The 13,869-nt window shown below is 49.7% G+C and carries 14 protein-coding genes; 13 read left to right on the top strand and 1 reads right to left on the bottom strand.

Going from position 1 to position 13,869, the window contains the following annotated elements:
• Positions 1 to 6 precede the first annotated feature (6 nt).
• The 5 genes from AC4ED1_RS01815 to AC4ED1_RS01835 all read left to right on the top strand — a co-directional run bounded on the left by AC4ED1_RS01815 (position 7) and on the right by AC4ED1_RS01835 (position 5,597).
• The gene (locus AC4ED1_RS01815; RefSeq protein ID WP_490935687.1) at positions 7 to 1,128 is read left to right on the top strand and encodes a DnaD domain protein; all 1,122 of its coding nucleotides are present in this window, start codon (positions 7 to 9) and stop codon (positions 1,126 to 1,128) included.
• 11 nt (positions 1,129 to 1,139) lie between these two features.
• Positions 1,140 to 2,114 (top strand): ATP-binding protein, encoded by a 975-nt coding sequence (locus tag AC4ED1_RS01820; RefSeq protein WP_490935688.1) that lies wholly within the window; start codon positions 1,140 to 1,142, stop codon positions 2,112 to 2,114.
• A gap of 325 nt (positions 2,115 to 2,439) precedes the next feature.
• Positions 2,440 to 3,534, top strand: coding sequence for a site-2 protease family protein (locus tag AC4ED1_RS01825; protein WP_490935689.1), 1,095 nt, complete (start codon positions 2,440 to 2,442; stop codon positions 3,532 to 3,534).
• 141 nt (positions 3,535 to 3,675) lie between these two features.
• The gene (locus AC4ED1_RS01830) at positions 3,676 to 5,382 is read left to right on the top strand and encodes an aldehyde ferredoxin oxidoreductase C-terminal domain-containing protein (protein WP_490935690.1); all 1,707 of its coding nucleotides are present in this window, start codon (positions 3,676 to 3,678) and stop codon (positions 5,380 to 5,382) included.
• A complete protein-coding gene (locus AC4ED1_RS01835; protein ID WP_490935691.1) occupies positions 5,379 to 5,597 on the top strand; it encodes a MoaD/ThiS family protein in 219 nt (72 codons plus the stop codon). The genes AC4ED1_RS01830 and AC4ED1_RS01835 overlap by 4 nt, the downstream gene beginning before the upstream one ends.
• Before the next feature lie 68 nt (positions 5,598 to 5,665).
• Here the strand turns inward: AC4ED1_RS01835 and AC4ED1_RS01840 are convergent, their stop codons facing one another.
• Positions 5,666 to 6,442 (bottom strand): IclR family transcriptional regulator, encoded by a 777-nt coding sequence (locus tag AC4ED1_RS01840; protein WP_490935692.1) that lies wholly within the window; start codon positions 6,440 to 6,442, stop codon positions 5,666 to 5,668.
• Positions 6,443 to 6,749: 307 nt separating this feature from the next.
• Here AC4ED1_RS01840 and AC4ED1_RS01845 point away from each other — a divergent pair, with 307 nt between their 5' ends.
• The 8 genes from AC4ED1_RS01845 (at position 6,750) to AC4ED1_RS01880 (ending at position 13,731) form a co-directional block, all read left to right on the top strand.
• Positions 6,750 to 7,169: a GlcG/HbpS family heme-binding protein gene (locus tag AC4ED1_RS01845; protein ID WP_490935693.1), complete on the top strand. Its 420-nt coding sequence runs from the start codon at positions 6,750 to 6,752 to the stop codon at positions 7,167 to 7,169.
• A gap of 61 nt (positions 7,170 to 7,230) precedes the next feature.
• Positions 7,231 to 8,034 (top strand): 2-keto-4-pentenoate hydratase, encoded by an 804-nt coding sequence (locus AC4ED1_RS01850; RefSeq protein WP_490935694.1) that lies wholly within the window; start codon positions 7,231 to 7,233, stop codon positions 8,032 to 8,034.
• Positions 8,031 to 8,912 carry an acetaldehyde dehydrogenase (acetylating) gene (locus AC4ED1_RS01855; protein ID WP_490935695.1) on the top strand — a complete coding sequence of 294 codons (882 nt, stop codon included), beginning with the start codon at positions 8,031 to 8,033 and terminating at the stop codon, positions 8,910 to 8,912. Before AC4ED1_RS01850 ends, AC4ED1_RS01855 begins: the two co-directional genes overlap by 4 nt.
• Positions 8,913 to 8,927: 15 nt before the next feature.
• Positions 8,928 to 9,962 carry a 4-hydroxy-2-oxovalerate aldolase gene (gene dmpG / locus AC4ED1_RS01860; protein ID WP_490935696.1) on the top strand — a complete coding sequence of 345 codons (1,035 nt, stop codon included), beginning with the start codon at positions 8,928 to 8,930 and terminating at the stop codon, positions 9,960 to 9,962.
• A 16-nt stretch (positions 9,963 to 9,978) separates the two neighbouring features.
• A complete protein-coding gene (locus AC4ED1_RS01865) occupies positions 9,979 to 10,770 on the top strand; it encodes a 2-keto-4-pentenoate hydratase (protein ID WP_490935697.1) in 792 nt (263 codons plus the stop codon).
• Positions 10,771 to 10,791: 21 nt separating this feature from the next.
• On the top strand, positions 10,792 to 11,013 hold the full coding sequence (gene thmT, locus AC4ED1_RS01870) for a 2-hydroxymuconate tautomerase (protein ID WP_490935698.1): 222 nt from the start codon (positions 10,792 to 10,794) through the stop codon (positions 11,011 to 11,013).
• On the top strand, positions 11,001 to 12,476 hold the full coding sequence (locus tag AC4ED1_RS01875; protein WP_490935699.1) for an aldehyde dehydrogenase: 1,476 nt from the start codon (positions 11,001 to 11,003) through the stop codon (positions 12,474 to 12,476). Before thmT ends, AC4ED1_RS01875 begins: the two co-directional genes overlap by 13 nt.
• A gap of 346 nt (positions 12,477 to 12,822) precedes the next feature.
• On the top strand, positions 12,823 to 13,731 hold the full coding sequence (locus AC4ED1_RS01880) for a catechol 2,3-dioxygenase (RefSeq protein ID WP_490935700.1): 909 nt from the start codon (positions 12,823 to 12,825) through the stop codon (positions 13,729 to 13,731).
• The last annotated feature ends 138 nt before the right edge of the window (positions 13,732 to 13,869 follow it).

The following is a 13,869-nucleotide window of genomic DNA, read 5'->3' on the forward strand; positions in this document are numbered from 1 at the left end:
TGCATAATGAGCGATTCCAATATCTTCTCGACGCGGATTGAAAAGGAGTACGACCCGATACGTAACGTTTGGGACACCCGCGTGCAATGCTTGCTTTACGACCGGGCTTTGTATTCCGGATTTTTGGCCGATATTCCGCCCTTGCAATTGCACACGCTCATCTGCTTATCCTTGTTTATGAAAGAAAACGGAAAAATTGAGATCTCGGTTGCCGACTTGGCACGCGCACTCGGGATTTCTTTTCACTTGGCGAAAAAGCGGATCGAAGAGCTGGCGGCCTTCCGATTTCAAGGCAAACCGGTCATCCATATCAACAAAGCACGCGAGTCGAACAACCTTCACAACGAGCGGATTTCGTTATCGATATTGCCCGTTTCGCCGATCACGATCGTCGATGAGGAAGCAAACAAAAAACCCCGCTCTTTTTCCGCAAAAGACCCCGATTGGTTGTTCGAATATACGAGACAAATGATCAACGTCCCGGAATTGTCGGAGCGGGACAAAGAGTTGCTGCTGGAACTGCAAAGCATCGATTACGGTTTGCCGCCGCAAGTGATTGCGGTGTTGATCGATCATGTAATGGATTACAAGCGGGAGTTTGACCGCCAGTATTTGATGATCATTGCGGCCGCCTGGGCGAATGCGGGGATTTTGACAATCGAGCAGGCGGAAAAATGGGTACGGGAAAAAAAGCTGGTGGAAGGTCCGACGATTACGGACGGTCCGAAAGCCTATCTGCGCCAATATTTGCGGGATCGCATCCAAAAACACCCGTCGCCGGTTCAACTCAAACTGATCGACAACCTGTTGGACGAACCTTATAAGTTCGAACCCGGCTGCGTGGAAGTGCTGATTGACCATGTGGTGACGCAGATTACCTTGACTCAGGGCAAACCCGATTTTCCCCGCGGTTATGTGGAAGCGGTAATTCACGATTGGTTGGAAGACGGTATCCGGACCCGAGAGGATGCAATCCGCAAAGTTGAGGAATGGAACCGGAAGTATGCCTTGAGACCCACAGGTCAGCCGGAAAAATCCAAGCGGAGAATTCCGGCGCAAAAATCGAAAGGAATGTCGAAAGAAAAAGCGGAGTTGTTGGAGCAATTTCGTAAAGCCGGGCTGAAATAGGAGGAGACAGGATGAAGAAGCTCACGGCGATCGGAACGCTGCTGGGAATCCGACCGATTCTTGCAGAGCAAAAGGGCTTGCTTGACCCCAAGATGCTGCAGCAGCCAAAAAAATATTGGGAAGCTGTCTTTCCGGAATTGAAGAGAGCGGATTTTCCGCCGGCATTTTTTACGCGCGGCGTTTCTTTGCAGTTGTTGCACATCGCTTCCGATCGCAAAAAGTGTGAAGGATGCACAGGCTTCTCGTCGTGTCCGAAGGAAGAAGACGCAAAAGGACACCAGTTTTCCATCGGATTGACGGAGACGGGAATCATCGAACAGGTCCACAAGTGTCAATTTTATCTCGAATATCTGGCGCAAGAACAGGAACAGCGCTTGTGGGCGTTTTCCGGATTGAATGAAGGGCATCGCCGGATGACCTTTGAAAACTTTCCGGCCGAACAGAAACATTTAAATAAAGAACTTTGCAAAAAGGCGTATCAATTTGCTGCCGAATATGTCCCGGGTGCGGATATGAAGGGGCTTTACATTTTCGGCAGTTTCGGAACCGCCAAGACTCACTTGGCCTGCGCGATCCTAAATCGGTTGATTTCGCGAAAGATACGCGTTCTTTATGTACAGGCGGAAAAGACGTTTGCAGCTTTATCGGATTTGTACTTTCGAGAAAACCGCGACGGTTTGCCGACTCGATCCGAAATTTTGGACAAGTACATTTCGGCGGATGTGCTGGTCATTGACGAACTTGGTCACGAGAATGTGAATGAATCTTCGATCTGGGCTTTGTATACAATTTTAAACGGCCGGGAACCGGAAAGGAAACCGGTCATCATCACATCCAATTTCTCGCCCATGGAACTGATGGAGCGTTATCTTAGCAAGGCATCCGATGAAACCAGCCGCCGGGCGGGTGCACTTGTATCCCGCTTGTCATGGCTGACCGAGCATTTTGAAATGATTGGAAAAGATTACCGGATGGCGGGACTTTAAAATTATAACGATTTACATGTCGAATCGCGACCTTCGGCATGAATCTGCGCATAAAGGTCTGACCTTAGGAAAGGTCAGACCTTTGCGATGTGACCTCGTATCTTCACACTCTTATTATACTCTTATTTTAGTAGGGATTTTAAGTGAGAATATGTCAGTGAAATAAAAACTGCCCCACGTCGTGCGACCAATTGTGTATCATTGAGACAAGAGCTTGCGACACGAGCTTGCGACACGAGTCTTGAATTGCGCTTCAATTTGGATATAATAATTCAGGTCCGTTACGAAACGATTATGACTTGAAGCAAACGACGGGGGTGGGAGGGTGAACGGGACAAAACGCCGTAATAAGTGGACAACGATTGGCGGAATCGGTGCGGTATTGGCGGCTGTCGGCGGCAAGCTCAAATTCCTGCTGCCTTTGTTGAAATTGGGCAAGGCGGGGGGAACCATCTGGAGCATGGCGCTGATGGTCGGGGCGTACGCGTTGATCTATCCCTGGACGTTTGCCGCAGGAATTGTCAGCATGCTGTTTATTCATGAGATGGGGCATGTTTTGGCGGCAAAACGAAAAGGATTGCCTGTCTCGGCCCCCGCCTTCATCCCGTTTCTGGGAGCCATGATCACGCTGAAAAAACAGCCGGCGGATGCGGCTACAGAGGCGTATATCGCTTACGGAGGCCCGCTTTTGGGCAGCCTGGGGGCTTTGTTGGCCTTTGCAGCCGGTGTTGTGACGGGATACGCCCCTTTGTTTGCGGTTGCCCAAGTCGGTTTTTTCCTGAATTTAATTAATTTGCTGCCGATCCACCCGCTTGACGGCGGACGGATTGTCACCGCAATTTCCCGTTGGTTGTGGGTTGTCGGATTGATTGGAGGACTTGTCATCATTCTTTATTTAAAAGCGGTCGTCTTTCTTTTCTTTTGGGCGCTGTTTGCCTGGGAATTGTACAGAGGATACGTGAAGAAAAAGCCGGCGGCGCAAGGGATCGCGGAACCAAGGGAAATCACGGTCGGCAGCAACCTGTTTGAAGAAGCCGGGGTGATGGTTCCCGCAGAAGAGCATCGACGCGAACTCTCCTTTGTTCAATATTGCCGGTTGACGGATCAACGACAGGTTTGCGCTGTCCACTATCCGGGCGTCGGTCAAATCGGCGAATTTTTGTTCGAAACGGGACACGTTGAGCAGGTGGAGTTGTTCAGAACCGCTCGCCACGGGGAAAATCTGACAATGGAGCTGCAAGTGACGTTTGTTCCCTATCCGGAATATCGGTTCGGGGCCGTGCGGGAGGAAGAGTATTACCGGATTCCGGCATCTACCCGAATTCTTTACGGACTGGCTTATTTTGGTCTGGCCGCTCTTCTGGGATGGTTGATGTACATCGGTTCGGTTTCCGCTCCTAAACCACCTCTGGCGGGGTAGGGAAGCACAATGTCATTGTGGTGAAAGTCATTTCGGACTCTTGCGGCTTATTCCCATGATCGAAAATATAGGATAATATAAAAATAAACAGAGCCGTTCAAACCGACACATGCGAGCAATTTTCGGGAGAGGTGTGAAACTTTGAAAATTTTACGAATATCGATGACCGATTTGACATGGTCCGAAGAAGAGTTGAAGCCAGATTACGCCGCGTTGGGCGGTCGCGCTCTTACTTCGAGAATCGTTTACGACGAAGTGGCCGGAACGGCGCACCCGCTTGGCCCGTACAACAAACTCGTCTTCGCCAACGGGGTGTTGACAGGATCGCTGGCATCCAGCGCGGAGCGGGTGTCAATCGGGGCCAAGAGCCCTTTGACAGGTAGTATTAAAGAAAGTAACGCCGGCGGAACTTCCGGAATCAAACAAGGGAGACTGGGATACCGGGCGTTAGTGTTTGAAGGCGTTCGCGACGACCAGCAGATCGTGCACATTTCGAAAGACGGAGTGCGTTTCGAACCGGCCGATTGGATTTGCGGCAAACCGCTTAGTGAGGCGGTTCGTCTGTTGGATGGGAAATACGGTTCGCACATCGGAGTCTATATCATCGGCTCGGCCGGGGAAATGAAAATGAATTTGGCGGGAATCGCAATCAAAGACAAGGACGGCTCTCCGACTCGTTTTTGCGGACGTGGCGGTCTCGGAGCCGTAGCGGGTTCCAAGGGGATCAAAGCGATCGTCCTGGACGATTCCGGGATCGACCGGATTCGCCCTATACAGCCGGAAAAGTTTCGGGCCGCGGTGAAGAAATACACCGAATGGTTGCAGGAAAATCCGGCAACCGCAAAGTTTTTCCCTTTGTATGGAACGGCTGGGCTGGTAAAAACTACCGACCGTTTGGGTGCTTTGCCCACATTCAATTTTAAAACGGGAAGTTTTGAACATCATGAAGCGATCAGCGGAGAACGACTGAGGGAAACCATTTTGGAACGCGGCGGAGCGGGGACGCCCACACACGCCTGCATGCCGGGATGCATCATCCGTTGCTCCAACATTTATCCGGATGAAGCCGGCAATCCTGTGACAACGCCCATCGAATACGAAAACATCGGACTGCTCGGTTCCAATCTGGGAATTGGAAATTTGGATGACATTGCCGAATTGAACCGGCTTTGCAATGAGTATGGGCTTGACACGATCGAGACGGGGGCAACAATCGGTGTGTTGATGGAAGCGGGGGTTCTTTCCTTTGGAGATGCGGAAGGAGCAAAACAGCTTCTGCATGAAGTTCATGCCGGCACTCCCATCGGCCGGATTGTGGGATCCGGCGCTACCGTTGCGGGACGCGTTTACGGAGTGTACCGCGTTCCGGCCGTCAAAGGGCAAGCGATGCCCGCTTACGATCCCCGTGCCATCAAAGGATTGGGTGTAACTTACGCGACTTCCCCGATGGGGGCCGACCATACGGCGGGGCAAACGATTCGCGCCCAAATCGATCACCATAACGCGGAAGGTCAAGTCGAAGAATCGAGAAAAGCGCAGGAGTCGGCGATTCTGTTTGACAGTCTGGGCTTGTGCTTCTTCAGCGCTTCCGCCGTTGCAGGCCGTTGGAACGGCATTGCGGAAATCATATCCGCTTACGTCGGGCAAGACGTTTCGGAAGAGGAACTTTACAAAATGGCTCGAGAGACGCTACGGATCGAACATGCTTTCAACAGATCGGCCGGCTTCACACAAGCCCATGATCGGCTGCCCGAGCACTTCTATACCGAAGTCAACCCGGCGAGCGGGACGGTATTTGATGTCAATGAAGAGGAACTTTTGGCTATCGGAGTGGAAGGGTACCGATGATTGTCACCGTCCAGTCTTTTATCCCGTGGCTGACCCATCTCAACGGGGAATACGAAATCGCCGACGGAGCGGCCGTAACGGATTTGCTGCGGCATCTGGGGCTGAAGTGGGATCGGGACGCACTGGTCGCAATCAATAACCGGATTGTCAAAGAAAACGATTGCCTGTCCGCCGGTGACCGGGTCGTTTTGATGATCCCGCTTACCGGCGGATAAGCATATGAACGACACCCGTTTGGATCGGGTGTTTTTCTTTTGTGCACATGATTTGTGCATGAATTTTCTCATTTCCAATACCCGAGATTTTCGGAAATTTTTTTGCTCGCTTTGATCACCTTATCTGCGAACCACGGAATCTTCTTGTTATCAATACGATAATTTGGCCCCACCACGTTGACGGCTGCAATGACCTTTCCCGTGTAATCACGAATCGGTGCAGCGACGGATGTAACCCCTTCCTTTAATTCGGAAACACTTGTTGCATATCCCTGTTCCCTGATTTTTTTCAAACAGGCGCGAAGCTCATCCGGATCGGTAATCGTAGTTGGAGTATGGCGTACAAGTCCTTGTTCGATAATTCTCTCCACAACCATTTCATCTTGAAAAGCGAGGATCGCTTTCCCTGCGCTTGTGCAATATGCGGGATTACGGCCTCCGGCGTAGCTGAAAATTCGTATGGGTTGCTTGCACTCAACTTTGTGGAGATAAACCAAATCCGTCCCTTCCAGAATGGCGATATGGGCAGTCTCTTTGGTTTCCTCCACAAGTTGATGAAGAACCGGGAGAGCTTCTTTATGAATTTCCATGTGAGAGGTTACAATGCTGCTTAAAGCCAATACCGAAACACCGAGACGATATTGTTGGGTCTCGGGATCTTTCTTGACAAATCCTTCGCTGGCAAGGGTAGACATTAAACGACTGACCGCGCTTTTGCTTATCCCCAGAGATTCGGCTAAATTGCTGATTTTTTTTTCCGGTTCATCCATTGAAAAACTGCGTAAAATACGCAGGGCATTTTTGACTGAAGAGAGCAAGTAGTCATGATTATTTTTCTTATTCATATCATCATCCTCTTGAAATTATTTTGTTGCTTATAGAAGAACATATATCTTGTATAGTGTACACCCCTATTTTACCTTTAAAGTGCCCGATAAATAAATAGCCAATTTTCTTTGTATTTTTAATGGTGTTGCATATAAAAGAACAGCAGTCTTGTATGGTGTGTAATCTTTATTGTAAAATCCTTCAAACAGTTAAATTACCGGAGAGGCTATTCGTGCGAGGGGGTATGTGATGGCATAGCCAATAACCCATACGAGAACGAAGTCGATCAACTAACAAGAACAAGCATGTGGAGGCGGATTCAAGATGTTCTTTATTGAGAAGAAAGCGATTTCGAACAAAAGTGCCCACCAACTGATCGAAGCGGCAAAAGAAAAGGCCAGGGAATTAAACGTTGCAGTCAATATTGCGGTGGTTGACGAAGGCGGGCATCTGGTTGCATTTTCCCGGATGGACAATGCGCCGATTTTAAGTATCGAAATAGCGCAAAACAAGGCTTATACCGCTGTGGCATTCGGGATCCCGACCCATGAATGGTATCCCATGATTGAAAATGAACCAGCATTAAAAACGGGCATTGTTCATACCGAACGTCTGGTGGTGTTTGGAGGCGGGTATCCGATTTACAGTGACGGAAAGCTTGCCGGCGGAATCGGAGTGAGCGGCGGGTCGGAAGAACAGGATCAACTTTGTTGTGAAGCGGCTTTAGCGTGTCTCCAAAAGTAGGACGACAGCCTTTGGAAAATTTTCATTTCTAAATAGCGTTCACTAAAAGGATGATGAACAAATGAAAAATATCAGGCACGAAGAAATCGCAAACAGATTGCTGGAAGCGGAACAAACCCGGCTGCCGATTGATCCTCTGACAAATACCTATCCAGGTATTACCGTTGAGGATGCGTATCGCATTCAAATTGCCCAGGTTGATGCCAAAATTGCGCGAGGCGAGAAAATTGTCGGTAAAAAAATAGGATTGACCAGCGAAGCGATGCAGAAAATGTTCAACGTAACCACTCCGGATTACGGTCATTTGCTGGATCGGATGATGCATGTGGACGGAGAGAGGATCGCGATTGATGATTTCATTCAACCTAAGCTGGAAGCGGAAATCGCGTTTGTATTGCAAAAAGACTTGAAAGGTCCGGGCGTATCCATAACGGATGTGATCGCCGCGACCGCGTATGTGGTGCCTGCGTTTGAAGTGATCGACAGCCGGATCAAGGATTGGAAGATCAAATTCGAGGATACCGTAGCGGATAACGGTTCTTCCGCCCGCGCGATTCTCGGGGGAAAACCCACCAGTCTACTTAATCTGGATCTTCAGCATATAGGAATGATTGTCAGTCGTAACGGAGAGCAAATCGATACGGCAGCCGGAGCGGCCGTGATGGGAAATCCGGTGCGTGCTGTAGCTTGGTTGGCCAATGAGCTTGGCAAATTTGGAATTTCATTAAAAGCGGGGGAAGTCATCCTGTCTGGAGCTCTTGCGGCGGCCGTCCCGATTGAGGCGGGAGATACGTTTACAGCCGAGTTTGCCCATATCGGCACGGTCTCCGTGACTTTTTTAACGAGAGAGGGTGCCAAAAAATGAGTAAAGTGAAAGTGGGGATTCTCGGCTCCGGGAACATCGGAACCGACTTGATGTACAAGGTCGAACGAAGCGAATGGCTTGAAATGAACGTCATGATTGGCATTGATCCCGATTCGGAAGGCTTAAAACGCGCCAAAAACCGCGGATATCATGTGATTGACAACGGGATTGACGGTTTTTTGGAAAATCCGGATTTGGCCGACATTATTTTTGACGCTACTACGGCCAAAGCGCATATCCTGCATGATCGATTGTTGCGCAAACTGAACAAACAAATTGTGGACCTGACACCGGCCGCGATCGGACCGTTTGTGGTACCCTCCGTAAATTTGGGCGAACATCTTGACGCGCCCAATGTCAATATGATTACATGCGGCGGGCAAGCCACGATTCCGATCGTGCATGCCATCCACCGTGTATCACCTGTTGCGTATGCCGAGATTGTAGCAACGGTTGCGAGCAAAAGCGCAGGTCCCGGAACCCGGGCAAACATTGATGAATTCACCCGGACAACCGCCAAAGGGATCGAAGTTATTGGCGGCGCGAAAAAAGGCAAAGCCATTATCATTTTAAATCCGGCGGAACCGCCCATTATGATGCGCGATACCGTTCATGCGCTTCTTGAAGAAGAGGGAAAGCAGGATGAAATTGTTGCTTCCATTCGGAACATGGTGGCCGCTGTTCAAACCTATGTACCGGGGTATCGGATGAAGGGCGAACCGATTTTTGACGGGAAACGGATTTCCGTTTTCCTGGAAGTGGAAGGAGCCGGGGATTTCTTCCCCCCTTATTCGGGAAATCTCGACATCATGACGGCGGCGGCTTTGAAGGTTGGCGAAGAATTGGCCAAACAGCAAATCGCTATTTTAAAGAAATAAAGGGGGGACAAACCAATGACCGCAACTGCTTCGAAACTCCATGTTGTGGATGTAACTTTACGGGATGGAAGTCATGCAATGAAGCATTCTTTCACGGAAGAACAGGTTCGTGCAGTAGCCCGCGGGCTTGATCAGGCGGGAGTTGAGTATTTTGAGGTAGCGCACGGGGATGGACTCGGGGGTTCCTCTTTACAATACGGTTTTTCCGCTGTCGATGAAATGAAGCTGATTGCAGCGGCGGCGGAAGAATGCAAGCACGCCAAAATTTCAGTTCTTCTCCTGCCAGGAATCGGCATTAAAGAGGATCTGGAAGAGGCGGTAAAAGCGGGAGCGAAAATGGTGCGGGTGGCTACCCATATCACGGAAGCGGATGTGGCCAAACAGCATATCGAATTGGGGCGAAATCTCGGACTGAAAACCGTCGGCTTTCTGATGATGGCCCATATGGCTCCGGTGGAGAAGCTGGTGGAACAGGCAAAATTGTTTGAAAGTTATGGTGCCGAAGTCGTGTATGCCGTGGATTCGGCCGGTGCCTTGCTGCCGCATGAGGTAAGAGAACGGATCGCGGCTTTGCGTCAAAATCTTTCGTGTGAAATTGGTTTCCATGCCCATAACAATTTGTCGTTGGCGATGGCAAACACGATTGCCGCGGTGGAAGAAGGGGCGACTTATATTGACGGAAGCCTTCGCTGCTTGGGAGCCGGCAGCGGAAATACGCAGACGGAAGTGATGGTGGCCGTTTTTGATCGCTCGGGTTATAAAACTGGAATCGATCTTTATCAAATTATGGATGTTGCGAACGATGTGGTAGCCAAATTTATGCAACGTCCGCAGGAAATAACAGGTTCCAGCCTGATTATGGGGTATTCCGGTGTTTATTCGAGCTTTCTCCTCCACACGCAGGACGCAGCGAAAAGATTTAACGTTGATGAGCGCGACATTTTAGTCGAACTTGGAAGGCGCAAGGCGGTCGGCGGGCAGGAAGATCTGATCTTCGAAGTCGCCGCTGAAATCTCCCGTTCCGGCAAAAAATCGAAACGAAATGCGTAAAAAGGAGAGGGAAGCAATGACACGGAAAGAGAGGATCGAAAAAATCGCCGCTACCTTGCTGGAAGCGGAAAGAGAAAGGTTTGAGGTCGACAAATTTGTCGACCGGTATCCGGAATTGGATGTTGAAATGGCCTATCAGATCCAGGATCGGCTGATTGAGGTGAAATGCGAACTGGAGAACACTCGGATCGTAGGTCGAAAACTTGGCCTTACAAGTGTGGCAAAACAACAAATGATGGGGGTTCATGAACCGACATTTGGCGTTCTCCTGGAGTCCATGCGACTGGTTGAAGAACAAACGATCTCGTTGGCCCCGTTTATTCACCCGAAAATCGAACCCGAAATCGCTTTTGTTTTTAAAAGGGAAGTGAAGGGACCCGGTGTTTCGGTTCCGGAAATACTCGATGCGACGGCTTATGTGATGCCGGCTTTGGAGATTATCGACAGCCGCTATCGCAATTTCTCTTTTACGCTGGCGGATGTCATTGCGGATAATTCATCCTCTTCAAGATTTATTCTTGGCGGGCAGTTTTATAAGCCGGATCAACTGGACCTCCGGCTCATGGGAATGGTGTTCAGAAAAAATGGGCGTGTCATCGCAACGAGTACAGGAGCGGCTGTTATGGGACATCCGGCAAGGGCGATAGCCTGGTTGGCAAACAAGATGTCCGAGACGGGGAAAGCGATTCAACCGGGTGAAATTGTCCTGAGCGGCGCTCTTTGTGCAGCCGCCACAATAGAAGAAAACGATATTTTCACCGTGAGTTTTGACGGTATTGGTTCTGCTTCGGCAGTATTCACCAAGTAAGAAAACCTGGGAGGTGCTTCAATGCCGCTCATTCAAATTAATATTTTGGAAGGGCGATCGCCCGAGCAAAAAGAAAAGTTGATTGCTGAAGTATCCCGCACAGTGGCGGATATACTCGGGTCCCCCATTGAGAATGTTCGCGTCTTGATCAACGAGCTGAAACTGGAACATTGGGGCATTGCAGGAGAATCTGTAAAAAAACGGAAAGAAAGACAGCAAGGGGGAGAAGAATGCAAAAGGTAATTTCAGAGGTCAGGGAAATCAAGTTGTTTATTGACGGCCAATATGTGCCGTCCGGTTCCAATTCGACCTTCGAAGTGAAGAATCCGGCCACACAGGAAGTAATCGCCCGGGTTCATGAAGCGACAAAAGAAGACGTGGATCGCGCCTGCCGGGCCGCCCGCCGCGCTTTCGAAGAAGGCCCGTGGAGAACGATGCCGCTCAAAGAGCGATGCGCAAAAATTCGCCGGATGGCCGAAATCATGATGGAGCGCCGGGAAGAACTGGCGCGGCTCGAAGCGTTGGATGTGGGCAAACCTTTTCCGGTTGCGTATGAGAAAGAGATTCCCCGAGCTGCCTATAATTTGGAGTTTTTCGCTAATTTTATGGAGCAGCACGGCGGTGAGAACTATCCGATGGATGAGGAATATTTGAATTACACGAGATATGAACCGGTCGGTGTGGCAGCGCTGATCACACCATGGAATTTGCCCCTTATGCTTACAACCTGGAAGCTCGGCCCTTGCCTGGCCACCGGGAATACGGCGGTTATCAAGCCGGCGGAACTGACGCCGATTACAGTTTCACTGCTTGGCGAGATAGCCAAAGAGGCTGGGATTCCGGATGGCGTCGTGAATATCGTGCAAGGGTTCGGACCGGGGTCAACGGGTGAATTCATGACCACCCATCCTGAAGTGGATTTGATTTCCTTTACCGGAGAGACTACGACAGGCAAAGCGATTATGCGGAATGCGGCCGATTCCTTGAAACGCGTTTCTTTTGAACTTGGGGGCAAAGCGGCCAACATTGTTTTTGAGGACGCCAATCTGGACAAAGCGATTCCCGTCTCGATTCAAGCCGCTTTTTTAAACTCGGGTCAAGTTTGTTTGGCCGGTTCAAGAATTCTGGTTCAGCGTTCCATATTTGATGAGTTTGTGGAACGGTTCAAAGCGGCAGCCGCGCAATTGAAAGTCGGGGATCCGCAGGACCCCGGCACGGCAATGGGGCCGCTGGTCAGCGAAGAACACTACAATAAAGTTACAAGCTACTTTAAGATTGCGGAAATGGAAAATGCGACGCTCGTTTATGGCGGAAAGCGGCCGGAACTGCCTGATGATCTGAAAAACGGATATTATTTGGAGCCGACCATTTACATTCAGGAAGATCCTCAAACCCGCATCTGTCAGGAGGAAATCTTTGGACCCGTTGTCACGCTGATTCCGTTTGATACGGAAGAGCAGGCACTTGAAATAGCAAACGGTACACCGTATGGCCTGAACGGTGTCATTTGGACAGAGAATTTGCAGCGCGCCCACCGCATAGCCCATAAAGTCCGGGCGGGCACGATCTGGGTGAATTGTTGGTTCGTCCGCGACCTTCGCGCCCCCTTCGGCGGTTTCAAAAAGAGCGGAATCGGGCGGGAAGGCGGCCATCATAGCCTGGAGTTTTTTACGGAAGCTAAAAATATTTGCATTGCCCTCTCTTAATTCAGACAGAAAGGCTTATCCTACTTTGCCCCGTCAAAGGGACGGGGCTTCAGCCCTTCATATGAACAGAATAATTTTTTTCGTTTACTATAGAAGAACGCGTTGCTTGAAGAGAGTGTAGAGGCAGCTATACTTATAAACAGGACAGTCAGATGCCATGTTCTCATCACTAATTACAGGGGGTGTTGTCCAATCTCTCAAGCGCAACCGGGTTTAAGACTGCAAAAAAATAAAGTGTTTACGCCCAAATACTATTAAATTTTGCAGTGGAAAAAGGAATCGGAAAAGATTTAAATTAAATTTACAACATTTAAATTTTTGAATACCGAAAAGGAGATGAAAACATATGGGTGTTATGCGGCTGGGACGAGTCGAGGTTCGGGTAATGGATCTGGAGAAGAGTATCGACTATTACTCCAACGTAATCGGATTGCAGATGACGGCGCGGGAAAACAATCGCGCGTACTTTAAGGCATGGGACGAAGAGGATCATCATAGCTTGATTTTAGTGGAATCGGATCATCCGGGTCTGGAACATTTGGCGTTTAAAGTGCGGTATGAACAAGACCTTGACCGGTTCGAAAAGGCTCTCGAACAGAACGGGGTTCGTGTGAACCGTGTATCAAAGGGGACGCGGCTTGCGGAAGGGGAAGCAATCCGGTGCACATTGCCAACCGGGCATGTAATGGAATTGTATCACGAGATTGAACGCGTTGGAAACGGGCTTAAACTCAATCCGGATCCGTATCCGGAAAATTTAAAAGGCATCGCGCCTCCTGCGCTCGACCATTTGTTAATCATTGGAGACGATGTTGAAGAGACGACCGATTTATTGATGAATGTACTGGATTTCCACATGAGTGAACGAGTTGTCACCCTTGATGGGGAACAGTTGTTGGCGACTTGGCTGTTCAGAACAAATACGCCTCATGACATTGCAATTCTGAAGGGGCCAAACGGCAAACTGCATCATTTTGCATACAGTCTTGGCAGTTGGCAGGATGTGTTAAGTGCGGCCGATTGCCTGGCTAAAAACGATGTCGTGTTTGACGTTACACCGACCCGGCACGGAATCACTCGAGGAACAACCATCTACTTTTTTGATCCGTCCGGAAACCGCAATGAAGTGTATTCCGGCGGGTATGTACCGCATGCGGATTTTACACCGGTCACTTGGACGGAGGATAAAATCGGAAAAGGCGTTTTTTATCATACGAGGGAATTGAATGAACGCTTCATGAAAGCGTTTACCTAAGACGCCAAACCCCTTTCATGACTGATTCGCGGGGATGGCATCATCGGGATCATTTTCCGGGGAGCGGCTCCATTGCCTGAAAGCCTGTTTGAGCAAGTAAGGGTGGGCGATAATGGGGCCGATTCCCGGAGATTTCCG

The sequence above is a fragment of the Effusibacillus sp. SKA8 genome, from assembly GCF_058273125.1.